The organism is Rhodococcus sp. 5G237, assembly GCF_053764735.1.
The window spans coordinates 284,817-300,779 of sequence record NZ_JBSNCD010000001.1; the positions used below are offsets into that span (position 1 = coordinate 284,817).

General features: G+C 67.9%; 17 protein-coding genes. 13 read left to right on the plus strand and 4 right to left on the minus strand.

Going from position 1 to position 15,963, the window contains the following annotated elements:
* Positions 1 to 52: 52 nt before the first annotated feature.
* Both ACWPOC_RS01320 and ACWPOC_RS01325 read left to right on the plus strand, forming a co-directional pair.
* Positions 53 to 712: an SACE_7040 family transcriptional regulator gene (locus ACWPOC_RS01320; RefSeq protein WP_016693261.1), complete on the plus strand. Its 660-nt coding sequence runs from the start codon at positions 53 to 55 to the stop codon at positions 710 to 712.
* Positions 709 to 1,479, plus strand: a complete 771-nt coding sequence (locus ACWPOC_RS01325; RefSeq protein WP_016693262.1) for a thioesterase family protein — start codon at positions 709 to 711, stop codon at positions 1,477 to 1,479. Before ACWPOC_RS01320 ends, ACWPOC_RS01325 begins: the two co-directional genes overlap by 4 nt.
* Before the next feature lie 87 nt (positions 1,480 to 1,566).
* On the opposite strand, the gene ACWPOC_RS01330 is transcribed toward ACWPOC_RS01325, so the two are convergent.
* Entirely contained in the window at positions 1,567 to 2,439 is an 873-nt protein-coding gene (locus ACWPOC_RS01330) for an LLM class F420-dependent oxidoreductase (protein ID WP_202400343.1), read from the minus strand.
* A 264-nt stretch (positions 2,440 to 2,703) separates the two neighbouring features.
* On the opposite strand from ACWPOC_RS01330, the gene ACWPOC_RS01335 reads away from it, so the two are divergent.
* Both ACWPOC_RS01335 and ACWPOC_RS01340 read left to right on the plus strand, forming a co-directional pair.
* Positions 2,704 to 4,344, plus strand: a complete 1,641-nt coding sequence (locus ACWPOC_RS01335) for a sensor histidine kinase (RefSeq protein ID WP_088899515.1) — start codon at positions 2,704 to 2,706, stop codon at positions 4,342 to 4,344.
* 11 nt (positions 4,345 to 4,355) lie between these two features.
* Positions 4,356 to 4,805 (plus strand): response regulator, encoded by a 450-nt coding sequence (locus ACWPOC_RS01340; protein ID WP_172415070.1) that lies wholly within the window; start codon positions 4,356 to 4,358, stop codon positions 4,803 to 4,805.
* Positions 4,806 to 4,839: 34 nt separating this feature from the next.
* On the opposite strand, the gene ACWPOC_RS01345 is transcribed toward ACWPOC_RS01340, so the two are convergent.
* On the minus strand, positions 4,840 to 5,085 hold the full coding sequence (locus ACWPOC_RS01345; protein ID WP_024102438.1) for a DUF6480 family protein: 246 nt from the start codon (positions 5,083 to 5,085) through the stop codon (positions 4,840 to 4,842).
* Positions 5,086 to 5,329: 244 nt separating this feature from the next.
* Here ACWPOC_RS01345 and ACWPOC_RS01350 point away from each other — a divergent pair, with 244 nt between their 5' ends.
* Positions 5,330 to 6,511 (plus strand): zinc-dependent alcohol dehydrogenase, encoded by a 1,182-nt coding sequence (locus ACWPOC_RS01350; RefSeq protein ID WP_016693267.1) that lies wholly within the window; start codon positions 5,330 to 5,332, stop codon positions 6,509 to 6,511.
* 56 nt (positions 6,512 to 6,567) lie between these two features.
* On the opposite strand, the gene ACWPOC_RS01355 is transcribed toward ACWPOC_RS01350, so the two are convergent.
* A complete protein-coding gene (locus ACWPOC_RS01355) occupies positions 6,568 to 6,993 on the minus strand; it encodes an Hsp20/alpha crystallin family protein (protein WP_016693268.1) in 426 nt (141 codons plus the stop codon).
* A gap of 159 nt (positions 6,994 to 7,152) precedes the next feature.
* Here ACWPOC_RS01355 and ACWPOC_RS01360 point away from each other — a divergent pair, with 159 nt between their 5' ends.
* From ACWPOC_RS01360 to ACWPOC_RS01380, 5 genes are all read left to right on the plus strand, one after another.
* A complete protein-coding gene (locus ACWPOC_RS01360; RefSeq protein ID WP_026061371.1) occupies positions 7,153 to 7,482 on the plus strand; it encodes a MerR family transcriptional regulator in 330 nt (109 codons plus the stop codon).
* Positions 7,483 to 7,848: 366 nt separating this feature from the next.
* Complete coding sequence (locus tag ACWPOC_RS01365; protein ID WP_447815201.1) at positions 7,849 to 8,058, plus strand: hypothetical protein; 210 nt, start codon at positions 7,849 to 7,851, stop codon at positions 8,056 to 8,058.
* A 56-nt stretch (positions 8,059 to 8,114) separates the two neighbouring features.
* On the plus strand, positions 8,115 to 9,008 hold the full coding sequence (locus ACWPOC_RS01370; protein ID WP_455407884.1) for an AAA family ATPase: 894 nt from the start codon (positions 8,115 to 8,117) through the stop codon (positions 9,006 to 9,008).
* A complete protein-coding gene (locus ACWPOC_RS01375; RefSeq protein ID WP_455407885.1) occupies positions 9,005 to 10,117 on the plus strand; it encodes a vWA domain-containing protein in 1,113 nt (370 codons plus the stop codon). The genes ACWPOC_RS01370 and ACWPOC_RS01375 overlap by 4 nt, the downstream gene beginning before the upstream one ends.
* Entirely contained in the window at positions 10,110 to 11,252 is a 1,143-nt protein-coding gene (locus ACWPOC_RS01380; RefSeq protein ID WP_120280855.1) for an XdhC/CoxI family protein, read from the plus strand. The genes ACWPOC_RS01375 and ACWPOC_RS01380 overlap by 8 nt, the downstream gene beginning before the upstream one ends.
* On the opposite strand, the gene ACWPOC_RS01385 is transcribed toward ACWPOC_RS01380, so the two are convergent.
* Positions 11,240 to 12,055, minus strand: coding sequence for a mycofactocin-coupled SDR family oxidoreductase (locus ACWPOC_RS01385; protein WP_120283790.1), 816 nt, complete (start codon positions 12,053 to 12,055; stop codon positions 11,240 to 11,242). The two genes, ACWPOC_RS01380 and ACWPOC_RS01385, sit on opposite strands and share 13 nt — an antisense overlap.
* Before the next feature lie 143 nt (positions 12,056 to 12,198).
* Here ACWPOC_RS01385 and ACWPOC_RS01390 point away from each other — a divergent pair, with 143 nt between their 5' ends.
* The 3 genes from ACWPOC_RS01390 to ACWPOC_RS01400 are packed head-to-tail and all read left to right on the plus strand — an operon-like array spanning position 12,199 to position 15,940.
* On the plus strand, positions 12,199 to 12,687 hold the full coding sequence (locus ACWPOC_RS01390) for a (2Fe-2S)-binding protein (protein ID WP_120280856.1): 489 nt from the start codon (positions 12,199 to 12,201) through the stop codon (positions 12,685 to 12,687).
* A gap of 2 nt (positions 12,688 to 12,689) precedes the next feature.
* On the plus strand, positions 12,690 to 15,089 hold the full coding sequence (locus ACWPOC_RS01395; protein ID WP_026061374.1) for a xanthine dehydrogenase family protein molybdopterin-binding subunit: 2,400 nt from the start codon (positions 12,690 to 12,692) through the stop codon (positions 15,087 to 15,089).
* Positions 15,086 to 15,940 (plus strand): FAD binding domain-containing protein, encoded by an 855-nt coding sequence (locus ACWPOC_RS01400; protein WP_016693278.1) that lies wholly within the window; start codon positions 15,086 to 15,088, stop codon positions 15,938 to 15,940. Before ACWPOC_RS01395 ends, ACWPOC_RS01400 begins: the two co-directional genes overlap by 4 nt.
* Positions 15,941 to 15,963: the final 23 nt, after the last annotated feature.

Sequence of the window (15,963 nt, forward strand, 5' to 3'; positions counted from 1 at the left end):
AGGTTAGTTATGATTAACCGAGTTGTCCAGACCACACCGAGCGGAGATTTTCATGACCGAGTCCGCGATCGACGTCTCGACCGCATCGGGACGCCCGACGCGGCGTAGCCTCGCCAAGGCGGAACGCCGACGGGACCTCCTGCGTGCCGCGGCGCACCTGATCGCCGAACGCGGATTCCCCGGGGTCCGCCTCGAGGATCTCGGTGCGGCCGTGGGGATCAGCGGACCCGCCGTGTATCGGCACTTCCCCAACAAGGACGCCCTGCTCGTCGAGATCCTCGTCGAGATCAGCCGCCGCCTCCTCGCAGGTGGCACGCAGGTCGCCGAGACGACGCCCGACCCGCGCGACGCCCTCGAGGGGCTGGTCGACTTCCATCTCGACTTCGCGCTGGGCGAGCCCGATCTCATCCGCGTGCAGGACCGCGAGTTCACGTCCCTCCCCGACGAGGGGCAGCGGGAGGTGAGGGTGACCCAGCGGCGCTACGTCGAGATCTGGGTCGACGTCCTGCGCCGCATCGACCCCGCACTGCCCGAATCCGACGCGCGCACGATGGCGCACGCGACCTTCGGACTCATCAACTCGACACCGCACAGTGCCGACCCGCGTTCCCCCGAAGGCACCCGCGCGGTGCTGCGACGCATGGCACTGGCAGCTCTCGCCACGACCCCCTCGGCTCTCGCGGCAGAGCCGGCACGAACGGAGACCGCATGAGCTACTTCGAACGACTCGGCCCGACCTCCTTCCGCGCCACCGAACACGTCGGTGGGGCGTGGAACGAGGCGGAGCAGCACATCGCGCCCGCCCTCGGGCTGATCGCCCACGTCGTCGAATGCGACCGCGACGCGCGGCGCGACGACGACCTCGCGATCGGACGCCTGTCGTACGACATCCTCGGCACCGTGCCCGTCGGTCCCGTCGTCACGACCGTCGAGGTCCTGCGGCCCGGACGCACCATCGAACTGGTGGAAGCGACACTCGCCTACGACGGGCGCGCGATCGTGCGTGCGCGCGCGTGGCTGATGCAGACCGGCCCCACCGCGGAGATCGCCGGCACCACGCTGCAGCCGATCCCGTCGCCCGAGGACTGCGAACCCTGGGACCCGACGACGCTGTGGCCGGGAGGATTCATCGACTCGGTGGAGGTGCGTCGCGTCTCGACCGCACCCGGACGGGCCTCGTTCTGGGTGCGTACCGATCTTCCGCTCGTGGAGGGCGAGAAGGTCAGCGATCTCGCCGCCACGGCCGGCCTGTTCGACATCGCCAACGGCATGGCGGTGCGTGCCGATCCGAGGACGGTCGCCTTCCCCAACCTCGATCTGACCGTGCACCTGTTCGCCGAACCCCGCGGTGAATGGGTCGGCTTCGATACGTCGGTCTCGTTCGGCGCCGACGGCATCGGCCTGACGAGCACGGTGCTGCACGATGCGACCGGCCCGATCGGCACGATGTCCCAGATCCTCACGGTGCGGCCGATCTGAGCGGCCGCACCGGTCCGGAGGTCTCGGAGTCCGGTGACCTCGAGGTTCGGTGACCTCGGGGTGCGGCGCCCTCGGGGTTCGGTGGCCTCAGCTCAGCAGCGCGGACGCGAGCTGCCGGTAGCCCTCGCTCGGGAAGGTGAACGGATCCGCGGTGAGCACCTGGATGGCCACCTCGTCGGCACCGGCGGCGTAGTGCTTCTCGATGCCAGCGACGACGCTGTCGAGATCACCCCACGGGATGAGCACGTCCATCAAGGCGTCGCTGCCACCGTCGGCGAGGTCCTCGTCGGTGTACCCGAGACGACGCAGGTTGTTCGAGTAGTTCGGCAGCGCGAGATAACCGCGCATGTACTCGCGGGCGATGCCGCGCGCGACGGTCTCGTCGGTTTCGAGGACGACGGCCACCTCGGGCGCGAGCAACGGCTCCGAGCCGAGGGCCTCACGCGCGACCGCCGTGTGCTCGGGCGGAACGAAGTACGGATGGGCTCCTGCCGCGCGCTCGGCGGACAGCTTCAGCATGCGCGGGCCGAGCGCCGCGAGGACCCTGCGATCGGTGGGCACCGGCGTCGACGCCGCATCGAGACCGTCGAGGTACTCGACCATCCGGCTGTAGGGCTTGGTGTAGCTGGTGTTCTCCCGCGCGTCGACGACGGGAGCGTGACTCGTTCCGACTCCCAGCAGGAAACGACCAGGATACCGCGACTCCAGATCGGCGACCGCAGCGGCCGTGGTCTCCGGGTCGGCGTGCCAGATGCTGATGATGCCGCTCGCCAGTTCGAGCGTCGTCGTCGCCGCGAGCAGTTCCCCGTAGACGGAGGGGAAACCGTCCTGGAATCCGCCGGACGTCCACAACCGGGAGTACCCGAGCTCCTCCAGTTCGCGGGCAGCGCCGAGCGCCTGCTCGCGAACCTTCCGACCGAGCCAGAACGCGCCACCCCACACACTCACTCGTCGTGTCATGCGACCGACCCTAGTCGCGTTCCGGCACTCGGTGCAGCCGCTTCGGCCCGTGGCCGGATCGGGACGGCTCCACCGGTCGGCTACAGTTCGCATTCGGGTTCAACAGACAGCCCGTCCATACGTGTGTTCGCAGACCGACAGGTCCGGGACCGCACCGCCGTCGGGATTCGTCGCCCGTAGGCGCGAATCGGGCACGGACCGGGAAGCTGGGGTGGATGTGATCGGTTTCGTGCGTTCCGCCGAAGTCGGAGCGACGGTGCAGCGATGAGGGATCCTTCGGTTCCCGAACCGCGTATCGAGCGCATCTCCTCGCGGCTGGCCGTGCAGAGCTGGTTCCAGTTGGCGTTCGCGCTCCTCGCGGTGTTCGCCGTCGTCGGTTCGATCGTCGGCGGGATCTTCATCCAGCGCACCGTGCAGATCACCGACGAGGTGACCGAGCGGATCCAGCCGGCGATGACGCAGGCCTTCAACTTGCAGACCGCTCTGCTCGATCAACAGACCGCGGTCCGCGGGTACGCGCTCACGACCGAACCCGTCTTCCTCGGGCCGTACCGTGCGGGTCAGGAGAACCAGCAGGTCGCGCTCGATCGTCTTCGCGTGCTCCTCGCCGGGCATCCGGATCTGCTCGCCGACATCGACACGATCGAGGCCGCCGCTGCGCAGTGGCGGACGCAGTACGCAGAGCCGATCATCGAGACCGTCGTTCCCGGGGAGCCGCGTCCCGTCGATCCGGCCCTGGCCGAGCAGGACCGGCTGGCCTTCGGTGAGATCCGGTCGATGTTCGCCCAGGAGAACAACGCTCTCTCCGATGTCCTGGCGGAGGACCTCGACGAACTCGCGGAGTCCCGCACCATCCGCAATTCGGTGTTGATCGCGATGGTGATCACGTTCATCCTCACCGGTCTCGCCACGGTGGTTCTCGTCCACAACCTCGTCGCCGTGCCGCTCGCAAGGCTTCGCCGGGCCAGCCGCCGGGTCGCGCTGGAGGAGAACTTCTACCAGCACATCTACCCCCAGGGACCGAAGGACATCCGGGCACTCGCCCTCGATGTCGAGACGATGCGCGGTCGTATCGCGGACGCGTTGGCGGACTCCCGGAAGCAGCAGACCCTGCTCGCGAAACAGACCGAGGATCTCGATTCCCAGGCCGAGGAACTCCGCCGCTCGAACACCGAACTCGAGCAGTTCGCCTACGTCGCATCGCACGACCTGCAGGAACCGCTGCGGAAGGTCGCGTCCTTCTGCCAGTTGCTCGAGAAGCGGTACGGCGACGTCCTCGATGATCGGGGACGGCAGTACGTGGAGTATGCCGTCGACGGCGCGAAGCGGATGCAGGTGCTGATCAGCGATCTGCTCGCCTTCTCCCGGGTCGGACGCGTTCACGACGCCTACGTCCGGGTCGACCTCGGCCGACCGCTCGAGAAGGCGTTGTTCAACCTCTCTGCCTCCATCGAGGAGTCACAGGCGCAGATCGAACGCCCCGACGACCTCCCCGAGCTCACCGGCGACCCCACTCTGCTGACGATGCTGTGGCAGAACCTGGTCGGCAACGCCATCAAGTTCCAACATCCCGATCGCACCCCGGTGATCAGGATCGAGTGCGAAAAAGTCGAGGACGAGTCGGACGGTCCGCAGTGGCACTTCTGCGTCACCGACAACGGCATCGGGATCGACAGCGAGTACGCCGAGAAGGTGTTCGTCATCTTCCAGCGGCTGCATCCTCGCGACGATTACCAGGGCACCGGTATCGGACTGGCGCTGTGCAAGAAAATCGTCGAGTATCACGCGGGAAGAATCTGGATCGACACCGAGTACGGCGATACTCATACCGAGGGCACTCGAATCTGCTTCACCCTCGGAACCGCATCACGCCCCGTCGAGCAGAAGCAGGGGACCACGGCCTGAGGAGCACGATCGTGACATATCCCCCTGCCCGACCGGTGGACGTCCTGTTGGTCGAGGACGATCCCGGCGACGAGCTGATGACCCGTGAAGCATTCGAGGACAACAAGATCGGCAACGCCCTCCACGTCGTCCGCGACGGGGCGGAAGCACTCGACTTCCTGTACCGCCGGGGCGACCACGAGGGCGCGCCGCGCCCGGATCTGATCCTGCTCGATCTGAACCTGCCGAAGTACGACGGCCGGCAGGTGCTGACGAAGATCAAGTCCGATCCGGAACTGTCCGACATCCCGATCGTGGTGCTCACGACCTCGTCGGCCGAGGAGGACATTCTCCGCAGCTACAAGCTGCACGCCAACGCGTACGTCACCAAGCCGGTCGATCTCGACCAGTTCATCGGTGCCGTGAAGCAGATCGACGAATTCTTCGTGCAGGTCGTGCGGCTACCGCGTCGCGGACGCTGACGAGAAGCTCCGCGGCGCGGCTCCGGCCGAACCGTCAGGACAGGATGCCGAAGATCGCGACCACGAAGATGATCACGATCACCGCGACGGCGAGCAGCGTGAGCCACCCGCTGATGGGGAACCGCTTCCTCGTGTCGGGTTCCGGGGCGGACAGCCCGGACGTCGTCCCCGAATCGGGGGGCGTCGATCCGGGCGCTACGCCACCGCCGGGTTCCAGATCCGGGGTACGTGCAGGGTCGGGATCCTGGTTTCCATGATGTTCGGGGTCCGACGTGGTCACCTGACCTCCTTCTGTGCGGCTGCGCTCCCGTGGAGCGGCCGCAGACGTGTGTCGCGGTGAATTCGGTTCTACGGCGACATACCTCTCCCCCGCACTCCGCAAACCCCGCACTCCGCAAACCTGCCTTCTGCGGCAGGCGACCTCTTCCGGTCCGGCGTTTGCCCGCTCCGAGCGCGGGTAGGCATCGAGGGACACGTGCCGGGTACGACCCGACATTCCTGCACCCGAGGAGCCGAGGAGCGACATGAAGGCAGTGACATGGCAGGGGCGCCGCAACGTGAGCGTCGATACGGTGCCCGATCCGACGATCCAGGAGGCCGGTGACGCCGTCATCCGCGTCACCACCACCAACATCTGCGGCTCCGACCTGCACCTGTACGAGGTGTTGGGAGCCTTCATGACTCCTGGCGACATCCTCGGTCACGAACCGATGGGCATCGTCGAGGAGGTCGGCTCCGGCGTCACGAAACTGAAGCCCGGCGACCGGGTGGTGATCCCCTTCCAGGTGTGTTGCGGCCAGTGCTTCATGTGTTCCCACGGCCTGCATTCGCAGTGCGAGACCACGCAGGTCCGTGAGGAGGGCACCGGTGCCGCGCTGTTCGGCTACTCGAAGCTCTACGGCAGCGTGCCCGGCGGGCAGGCCGAATACCTGCGCGTCCCCCATGCCGACGCCACCCACATCAAGGTCCCGGAAGGGCCGGCCGACGACCGTTTCGTCTACCTCTCCGACGTGTTGCCCACCGCGTGGCAGGCCGTCGAATACGCGGAGATCCCCGACGGTGGGAGTGTCACGGTGCTCGGCCTCGGCCCCATCGGTGAGATGGCCGCGCGCATCGCGGCGCACAAGGGTGCCCGCGTGATCGGCGTGGACATGGTCCCCGAGCGACTGGCCCGCGCGGCCTCCCGCGGCATCGAGGTCGTCGATCTGCGCGAGGTCGACAACAACCCCGGCGACATGATCCGTGACATGACGAACGGGCGCGGTACCGATTCGGTGATCGACGCCGTGGGTATGGAGGCGCACGGCTCACCCGTCGCGAAGCTCGCCCAGAGTGCCGCCGGTTTCCTGCCGTCGGCAATCGCCGAGCCGTTCATGGAGAAGGCCGGAGTGGACCGTCTCCACGCGCTGTACACCGCGATCGACGTCGTGCGGCGTGGTGGTGCGGTCTCGCTGAGCGGCGTGTACGGCGGGGCGGCAGATCCGATGCCGATGCTCACCCTGTTCGACAAGCAGATCCGTCTCCACATGGGTCAGGCCAACGTGTTGAACTGGGTCCCGGAGATCCTGCCGCTCCTGACCGACGAGGATCCGCTGGGGGTCGACGACTTCGCGACCCACCGCCTCCCGCTCGACGACGCACCGCACGCGTACGAGATCTTCCAGAAGAAGCAGGACGGCGCCATCAAAATCTGTCTGAAACCGTAGTGGACGCAGCCGAACCGGGCCCGGGAATCACCCCGGACCCGGTTCGTCGTAGCGGTTCACTTCTCGATCGCGGCCTGGCCGTTCGTCTCCGCGTCGATCACGGAGATCTTGCGGGGCTTCGCCTTCTCTGCGACCGGAATCGTCAGGCGCAGAACACCACCGCGATACTGTGCTTCGATCCGATCGGTGTCGAGAGTGTCACCGAGGAACAGCCGACGAGTGAAGACGCCTCGCGGCCTCTCGGTGGAGACGAATTCCTTGTCCCGGTCGACTTCCGGACGTTCCGCGCGCACGGTGAGCACGTTGCGTTCGACATCGAGGTCGATCGAGTCGGCGTCGACGCCCGGGAGATCGAACTCGGCGACGAAACGGTCGCCTTCTCGCCATGCATCAAGCGGCATCACCGCGGGCCGTGCCATGGTGCCGAGCACCTGCTGCGTGAAGCGATCGATATCGCGGAAGGGGTCGGTGCGCATCAACATCGGTCTGTCACCTCCGACTGTCCGGCCGTTCGTGACGGCCACACTCTGTTTGATTATCTGTGTCTGTAGACACAGATTTATTATGGCCCTGTGATAAGGTTCGGTCAAGGCTGCGGGTGACCGCGGCGCGACCCGAGAACCCCGACTCCGGAGGAAACGATGACGCCAGATCCGTTACGCGCCCGGCGCGGGGTCTACGGCATCTCGGTGGCCGCCGAACTGTCGGGACTCGACCCGCAGACCCTGCGCCTGTACGAACGCCGAGGGCTGCTGAACCCCGAACGCACGGCAGGCGGAACGCGCCGCTACAGCGACAACGATCTCGAGATCGTCCAACGGATCGTCGAACTGGTGGGCTCCGGAATCAATATCGCCGGAATCGCCCGGATCCTCGAACTCGAGGCGAACAACGCGGCCCTCAGGGAGGACAACGACCGTCTGCGCTCCACTCTGGACAGCAGACCCCCTCCCCCGCCGCATACTTCCTAGACCTCCTCTACCTGCGCAAACAGCAGAAAGACCGGGCCGGTTCAGGAGAACCGGGCTAAGATTCAAGAACGCCTCAGAGGTGCGTAGGAGTGCGTCCGCCAAGTGACGCACCGATAGCAATAAGGGGTGACCTCAGTGCGCAATGCACAGCACGATTCACCGAATATCGGACAGGGACAGCAGGACACGGTATTCCGGCCTAATCACATCGCAGACGACACGATCCGCTGGCCCGATCCGAGCCCGCTGGACGGATGGTGGGCCCGCGTCATGGGCAAGTCGGTTCCCTGAGAGGAACCGGCACGATCCGACCATTCCACGACATCGATTCGCAGATACCGAGTTATTGATATCGAGGTGGACATGATGCCGCACCGCGACCCGCTCTCCGGTGGCCGGTGGGTCTTCCGTTGCGACCATTGCGATCACTGCTACCGCACTGCCGCACAGAGCAAGCTGCAGGCAGAGCTCTATGCCCAGATGAACGGCTGGGCCACCCATCCGACGACGTTGTGCCCCGGATGCGCAACACTGTTCACCGGCGAGTTCGCGCCGCTCGCGCACGCCGACGGTTGAGCCGATAGTTGTCGCAGTCGCCGGTCGGGAGGCGGGTGAGCATCTAGGCTCGCTTCATGACCGGCGACGCGACGCGTATCGATTCACCCGAGAAACTCTCGGCTGCTCTCGAGACCACGGGATATCTCGCCGACGATGGACTGGCGACCGTCGTCTTCCTTGCGATGCGTATGGGCCGGCCGCTCTTCTGCGAAGGCGAACCCGGAACCGGGAAGACTTCGCTCGCAGCGGCTCTCGCTCAGTCCCTGGATCTGCCGATGGTCCGGTTGCAGTGCCACGAGGGCATCGACGCCTCGCAAGCCCTCTACGACTGGGATTTTCCCCGGCAGTTGCTCCATCTGCGCTCGCTCGAAGCGGCGAGCGACGGTGTGCTCGATGCGGATACCGCCGAGCGTTCCCTCTACACGGAGCGTTACCTCCTCGTCCGCCCGTTGCTGCAGGCGCTCACCGACTCGCCGTGCGTGCTGCTCGTCGACGAGATAGACCGCGCCGACGACGAGTTCGAGGCCTTCCTGCTCCAGCTGCTCGACGAGAACGCGGTGACGATCCCCGAACTGGGCGAGATCCGCGCGGAGGTCCCACCGCTGGTGGTGCTCACCTCCAACCGGACCCGCGAGGTGCACGACGCGCTCAAGCGCCGCTGTCTGTACCACTGGGTGGAGCATCCCGATCTCGAACGCGAAGTCGCGATCCTGCAGCGGCGGTTACCCGGTCTGGGGCGCCCCCTGGCCGAGCAGATCGCCCACGCGGTGCGCTCGCTCCGCGAACAGGACCTCCTGAAGCCCCCGGGGATCGCCGAATCCCTCGACTGGGCGCGCGCACTGATCGCCCTCGACCGCGACGTCCTCGACGCGGCGACCGCTGCGGCGACACTCGGTGCCGTACTGAAGTACCGCGAGGACATCGACCGGGTCACCCGCGCCGGACTCGACCTCTCGAGCGCCGGATGACGACCGCCCCCGGTCCGGTCGTCGGGCTGGCCGGCTTCTGCCGCGCCCTCGCTGCCGCCGGTCTGCCCGTCGCCCTCGATGCCACCGCTACCTATCTCGACGCCCTCGCACACGTCGACGTCGGGGATCCCGTCCAGGTCTACTGGGCGGGCCGCGCGACGCTGTGCCGCACCCCGGACGACACGGCCCGCTACGACGCGACCTTCGTCCACTGGTTCGGCGACACCGTCCCCACCGGCTCGCGCACCCACGGGCAACGCACCCGCACCGCACGGATCGCGGCGCTGTCCCGCGGCGAGGGCGCCGACGGCGACTCCGGCGACGACGCGCCACGACTGCAGGTCGCGGCGGACGACACCGACGTCCTCCGGCACCGCGACGTGGCCGAACTGACGACCGCGGAACGCGCCCACCTCGCCGAACTGCTCGCGCGGCTGCAGCCCCGTCCGCCGACGCGTCGGGGATTGCGGTCGAAGCCCTCCCGCCGCGGACCGGTGGATCCGCGGCACACCCTGCGCGACATGCTGGCGAGCGGAGGCGAACCCGTCCGGCCGCGGCACCGTGCACGGGCGACGAGACCGCGCCGGGTGGTGCTGCTGATCGACGTGTCCGGTTCGATGAGTCCCTACGCCGACGCGCTCCTGCGGTTCGCGCACGTCGTCACGCGTGCCGCACCGTCGTCCACCGAGGTGTTCTCCCTCGGCACGCGGCTGACCCGCCTGTCGCGGGCGCTGCGTGCCCGCGACCCGCAGATCGCGCTCGCCGGGGCCTCGCGTGCGGTTCCCGACTGGGCGGGTGGGACACGTCTCGGCGACACGCTCGGTGCGTTCCTGGACCGTTGGGGGCGAAGGGGTTTCGCGCGCGGCGCGGTGGTGGTGATCTTCTCCGACGGCTGGGAGCGCGGCGACGCCTCGCTGCTCGGGGAACGCATGGCGCAGCTGCATCGCCTCGCGCACCGCGTGCTGTGGGTGAACCCTCACGCCGGCGGCGCCGGATACGAACCGATCCAGTCGGGTATCTCCGCGGCCCTGCCGCACATCGATCGTCTGCTCGCGGGACACAGCCTCGCGACACTGGAAGAACTTCTCGAGGAGGTTCGGCGTGCGTGAAATTCTGGACGAGCTCGACCGGCGGTACCGGGACGGGGAGGCCGTCGCGGTGGGCACCGTGGTCTCGACCTTCCGCTCGGCGCCCCGGGGACCGGGTGCATCGATGCTGGTCGCGCAGGACGGCACCGTCACCGGCAGCGTCTCGGGCGGATGCGTCGAAGGCGACGTCTACGAACTCGGCCGGTCGGTCATCGACAGCGGGCAGCCGGTGCTGCAGCGCTACGGGGTCTCCGACGACGACGCGTTCTCCGTCGGCCTGACCTGCGGCGGCATCATCGACGTCTTCGTCGAACGGATCGACGCCGCGTCCTTCCCCGCCTTCACCGACCTGCTCGGCTCCGTCCGCGCGGGCGAGCCCGTCGCGCTCGCGACCGTCACCGCCCATCCCGACCCGGCGGTACGGGGACGACGGATGGTCGTGTGGCGCGACCGCGCCGACGGGCAGCTCGCCTCGTCCCGCATGCACGACGCCGTCGTCGACGACGCGCGCGGCCTGCTCGAGGTGGGACGCTCGGGCACCCTCCACTACGGCACCGACGGTGAGCGTCGCGGCGAGGGGATGTCGTTGTTCGTCAACGTCTTCCAGCCCCCACCGCGGCTGATCGTGTTCGGGGCGATCGACTTCGCGTCGGCGATGGCCCGGCTCGGCTCGTTCCTGGGTTACACGGTGACCGTGTGCGACGCGCGTGGAGTGTTCGCCACCGAGGCCCGCTTCCCCGGCGCCCACGAGGTGATCGTCGACTGGCCGCACCGCTATCTCGCCGCCGAGGCCGAGGCCGGACGCGTGGACGCCCGCACCGTCATCACGGTGCTCACCCACGACCCGAAGTTCGACGTACCGCTCCTCGAGGTCGCGCTACGGCTCGACGTGGCCTACGTGGGAGCGATGGGGTCGCGCCGCACGCACGACGACCGGATGGAGCGTCTGCGGGAGACGGGACTGACCGAGGAGGAACTGGCACGCCTGTCGTCGCCGATCGGCCTGGACCTCGGGGCCCGCACCCCGGAGGAGACGGCGGTGTCGATCGCCGCCGAGATCATCGCGCTGCGCTGGGGTGGAGGCGGCGGCCGCCTCGCGGAGACACGCGGACCGATCCACGCCCACGAGGAGCACATCGGCGCTCAGAAGTACTGAGCACCACCGTCGATCGCGAAGCTCTGGGCGGTGACGAAGGCGGACTCGTCGGACGCGAGGAAGGCGACCATGTTCGCGATCTCGTCCGCCTCGGCCATGTACTTGTTCAGGAAGGGCATGGTCATGCCGCCGAGCCGGGGGTTGCTCTCGGCCGTCTGCGCGATGCGTTCGCGCATCGAACCCGATCCCATGGGCGTGTTCACCGCGCCCGGATGAATGCTGTTGACCCGGATGTCGTGCTGTCCGAGTTCGGCGGCGAAGGCCCGCGCCATCCCGACGAGGGCGTGCTTGCTGGTCGTGTAGTGCACCATGAACGGCTGCAGCTTCACGCCGGCGAGCGAGCTGGTCACGACGATCGAACCGCCGCCGCGGGCGATGAGGTACGGGGCGGCCGCGGTGATCGTGTTCCACACACCGGTGACGTTGATGTCGAGGGTGTCGCGGAAGCTCTCGGGGGTGATCTCGTCCCACGTCTGCGGGATGCAGATCCCCGCGTTGGCGACCACGACGTCGAGACCGCCGAACTGCGCGACACCCTCTTCGAGCACCGCCTTCGTACCGTCGAGATCGCGGACGTCGCACTGCACCAGATGCGCCTTCGCGCCCTCCGCCTCGACCAGCCGGCGCGTCTCGTCGAGGTCCTCGACCGTGGGGGAATCGTAGGGAACACCCGGCAGCGGACCGGCGAGATCGATACCGACGATCTGCGCACCCTCCTGCGCGAGCCGGACCGCGTGGGCGCGGCCCTGACCACGCGCGACTCCGGTGATGAAGGCGACCTTGTCCTCGAGGCGACGGGTCATGCGGTTCCTCTCGTGGCGGCTTCCGCCTCCGATCGACGCGAGCACGAAGGCGATTTCGGCGATTCGGGTCCTTTCTACGCGCGATATGCAGCAGAGTGTCAGTGATCTGTATCACTGCGCTACGCGAGGTACTTGGAGGACCGATGCGCATCACTGTCACCGTAGACGGAACGCAGTACACGGACGACGTGGAACCGCGACTGCTTCTCGTCCACTACCTCAGAGATCGACTCGGGAAGGTGGGCACGGTGGTCGGCTGCGACACGAGCAACTGCGGCGCCTGCACCGTGTTGCTCGACGACCACAGCGTCAAGTCGTGCTCGGTGCTCGCGGTACAGGCCGACGGACACGCGGTCACCACCGTCGAAGGGCTCTCCACGAACGGCAGCCTGCATCCGGTCCAGGAGGCGTTCCGCGAGAAGCACGCCCTGCAGTGCGGCTTCTGTACGCCCGGGATGATCATGGCGACCATCGACCTGCTCTCCGAGAACTCCGATCCGAGCGACGAGGACGTCCGGCACGGCCTCGAAGGAAATCTGTGCCGCTGCACCGGATACCAGAACATCGTGGCCGCTGCGCGTGACGCCGCCCAGCGACTGCGCGAGAACCCGGCCGCCACGCAGGAGGTATGACGATGACGAGCACCGTGGATCCCACCACCGACGAGGGAACCGGCGAATCCGAACTCGGCCGGGCACGCCGCCGCAAGGAGGACGAACACCTCATCACCGGCCGCACACGCTGGACCGACAACATCGTGCTCCCCGGGATGCTGCACGCCGCGATCCTGCGCAGCCCGGTCGCGCACGCCCGCATCACCGGCCTCGACGTCTCCGAGGCCCGGGGCAAGCCGGGGGTCGTCGCCGTCTACACGGGTGCCGACCTCGCCGAGGAGCAGGGCAGCCTGCCGTGCGCGTGGCCGATCACCGAGGACATGAAGACCCCGAACGCCCCGGCCCTCGCAGTCGACACCGTGCACTTCGCGGGTGAAGCCGTCGCAGTCGTGGTGGCCCGCAGCGCATACGAGGCCCACGACGCCCTCGATGCGATCGATGTGGACTACGAGGACCTGCCGGTCGTGCTCGATCTCGAGAGCGCGGCGCAGGACGGCGATCTCGTCCACCCCGATCTCGGCACCAACGTCAGCGCGACGTGGGTGTTCGACTCCGCCGAGGCCGGTAGCGGTGGCAACGTCGAGGACGCGATCCGCGACGCGGAGGTGATCGTCGAACGGACCTTCCGGCAGCAGCGGCTCATCCCCGCTTTCATGGAACCGCGGTCGGTCGTCGTCGACCCCACCGCCTCGCAGATCACCATGTGGTCGGCCACCCAGGTCCCACACGTGCTGAAGCTGATGCTCGCGATGACACTCGGTCTCCCCGAGCACAAACTGCGCGTCATCGCCCCCGACGTGGGCGGCGGTTTCGGTGGCAAGCTGCAGGTCACCCCGGAGGAGGTGCTCACGCTCCTCATCGCGCGTCGCCTGCACAAGCCCGTCAAGTACACCGAGACGCGCAGCGAGTCGATGCTCGCCGCGCACCACGGCCGCGACCAGGTCCAGAAGCTGACCCTCGCCGCGCGCCGCGACGGCACCGTCACCGGCCTGAAAGTGGAACTGCTCGCCGACATGGGCGCCTATCTGCGTCTCGTCACCCCGGGTGTGCCGATCCTCGGCGCATTCATGTTCAACGGCATCTACAAGTTCGACTCGTACCGGTTCGCGTGCACCAACGTGTTCACCAACAAGGTGCCCACCGACGCCTACCGCGGCGCCGGACGCCCCGAAGCCACCTTCGCGATCGAACGCATCATGGACGAGCTCGCCGTCGAACTGTCCATGGATCCCCTCGAGCTCCGCGAGAAGAACTGGATCAAGCACGAGGAGTTCCCGTTCGACACCGTCGCGGGTCTGACCTACGACTCGGGCAACTACGAGGCCGCGACCGCCAAGGCACGAGAGTTGTTCGACTACGACGCATTACGACGCGAACAGGCCGAACGACGCGAGCGCAACGACCCGGTGCAGCTCGGTCTCGGGGTCTCCACGTTCACGGAGATGTGCGGCCTGGCCCCGTCGCGGGTGCTCGGTTCGCTCTCCTACGGCGCCGGCGGCTGGGAGCACGCCGCGATCCGCATGCTCCCGACCGGCAAGGTGGAGGTCGTCACCGGTTCGTCCGCCCACGGTCAGGGCCACGAAACGGCGTGGAGTCAGATCGTCGCCGACCGGCTCGGAATCCCGTTCGAGGACATCGAGATCCTGCACGGCGACACGCAGAGTTCACCGCGCGGTCTCGACACCTACGGTTCCCGCTCACTCGCCGTCGGCGGCATCGCTGTCGTGAAGGCCGCCGAGAAGGTGGTCGCCAAGGCCCGGCCGATCGCCGCACACCTGCTCGAATGTTCCGAGGACGATCTGGATTTCGAGGCAGGACAGTTCCGTGTGAAGGGCACCTCGAAGTCCGTCGGGCTCACCGACGTCGCGCTCGCGGTGTTCGCCGCGCACGACCTGCCCGACGGTGTCGAACCGAACCTCGACTCCGAGGCGACCTACGATCCCGACAACTTCTCGTTCCCGCACGGCACCCACCTGTGCGCGATCGAGGTCGACACCGAGACGGGGCACGCGCGAATCCGCAAGTACGTGTGCGTCGACGACGTCGGCCACGTCGTGAACCCGCTCATCGTCGAGGGTCAGGTGCACGGCGGACTCGCCCAGGGCATTGCCCAGGCCCTGTACGAGGAGGCGGTGCACGACGAGTCGGGCACGTTGCTGAGTTCGTCGTTCGCGGAGTATCTGCTGCCCACCGCGGTGGATCTGCCGCCCTTCGTCACCGATCGCACCGACACCCCGGCACCCGGTAATCCGCTGGGTGTCAAGGGTGTCGGCGAGGCAGGAACCATCGCCTCCACCCCGGCCGTCGTCAATGCCGTACTCGATGCGGTCCGGCCGTTCGGCGTCACCGACGTCGAGATGCCCTGTACACCGATGCGGATCTGGCACGCGCTCCGCGACGCCCGAGGAGGCACGAAATGATTCCGGCTCCGTTCGACTACGTCGCCCCCTCGAGCGTCGACGAAGCGGTCGCCGCGTTGACGGAGGCCGGTGAGGACGCGAAGGTCATCGCCGGTGGGCAGAGCCTCATGCCCGTCCTGCGACTGCGGATGGCGGCACCGACCGTGCTCGTCGACCTCGGCAGGATCCCCGAACTGCGGGGCATCCGCGACGACGGCGACGCCCTGGTGATCGGCGCGACCACCACCCACCACGACGTGCTGCACGACCCGCTCGTCGCGGAGCACGCACGGTTGCTGGCCGAGGCGACGGCGACCGTCGCCGATCCTCAGATCCGGCACCGCGGCACGTTCGGCGGGGCGCTCGTGCACGCCGATCCGGCCGGAGATCTCGCCGCGCCGGCCGTGGCGCTCGAGGCGACCTTCACCGTGGCGGGTCCGTCAGGGCGTCGCACCATCGCGACGGACGACTTCTTCCAGGACTACTTCACGACCGCGGTCGAACCCGGAGAGATCCTCGTCGAGGTCCGGATTCCCAAGCACACGGGCTGGTCGGCGCGCTACGAGAAGTTCCATCGCGCGGCCCAGCAGTGGTCGATCGTCGGAGTCGCGGCGACCCTGCAGGCGTCCGGCGGCACCATCGAGCGGGCGAGGATCGCGCTCACGAACATGGCGGCCGTCCCGGTCCGGGCACGCGGCGTCGAGGAATCGCTGGTCGGCAAACCCGCGACGGCAGAGACGATCCGCGAGGCCGCCGAGCTCGCCACCGACGGCACGGCTCCCATGACCGACGGGAATGCCGACGCCGAGTATCGGAGCCACCTCGCTCGGGTACTCACCCGACGAGCGGTCACCACTGCCTCCGGGGTCTAGGCGTTTCCACGCCGAACACCGAG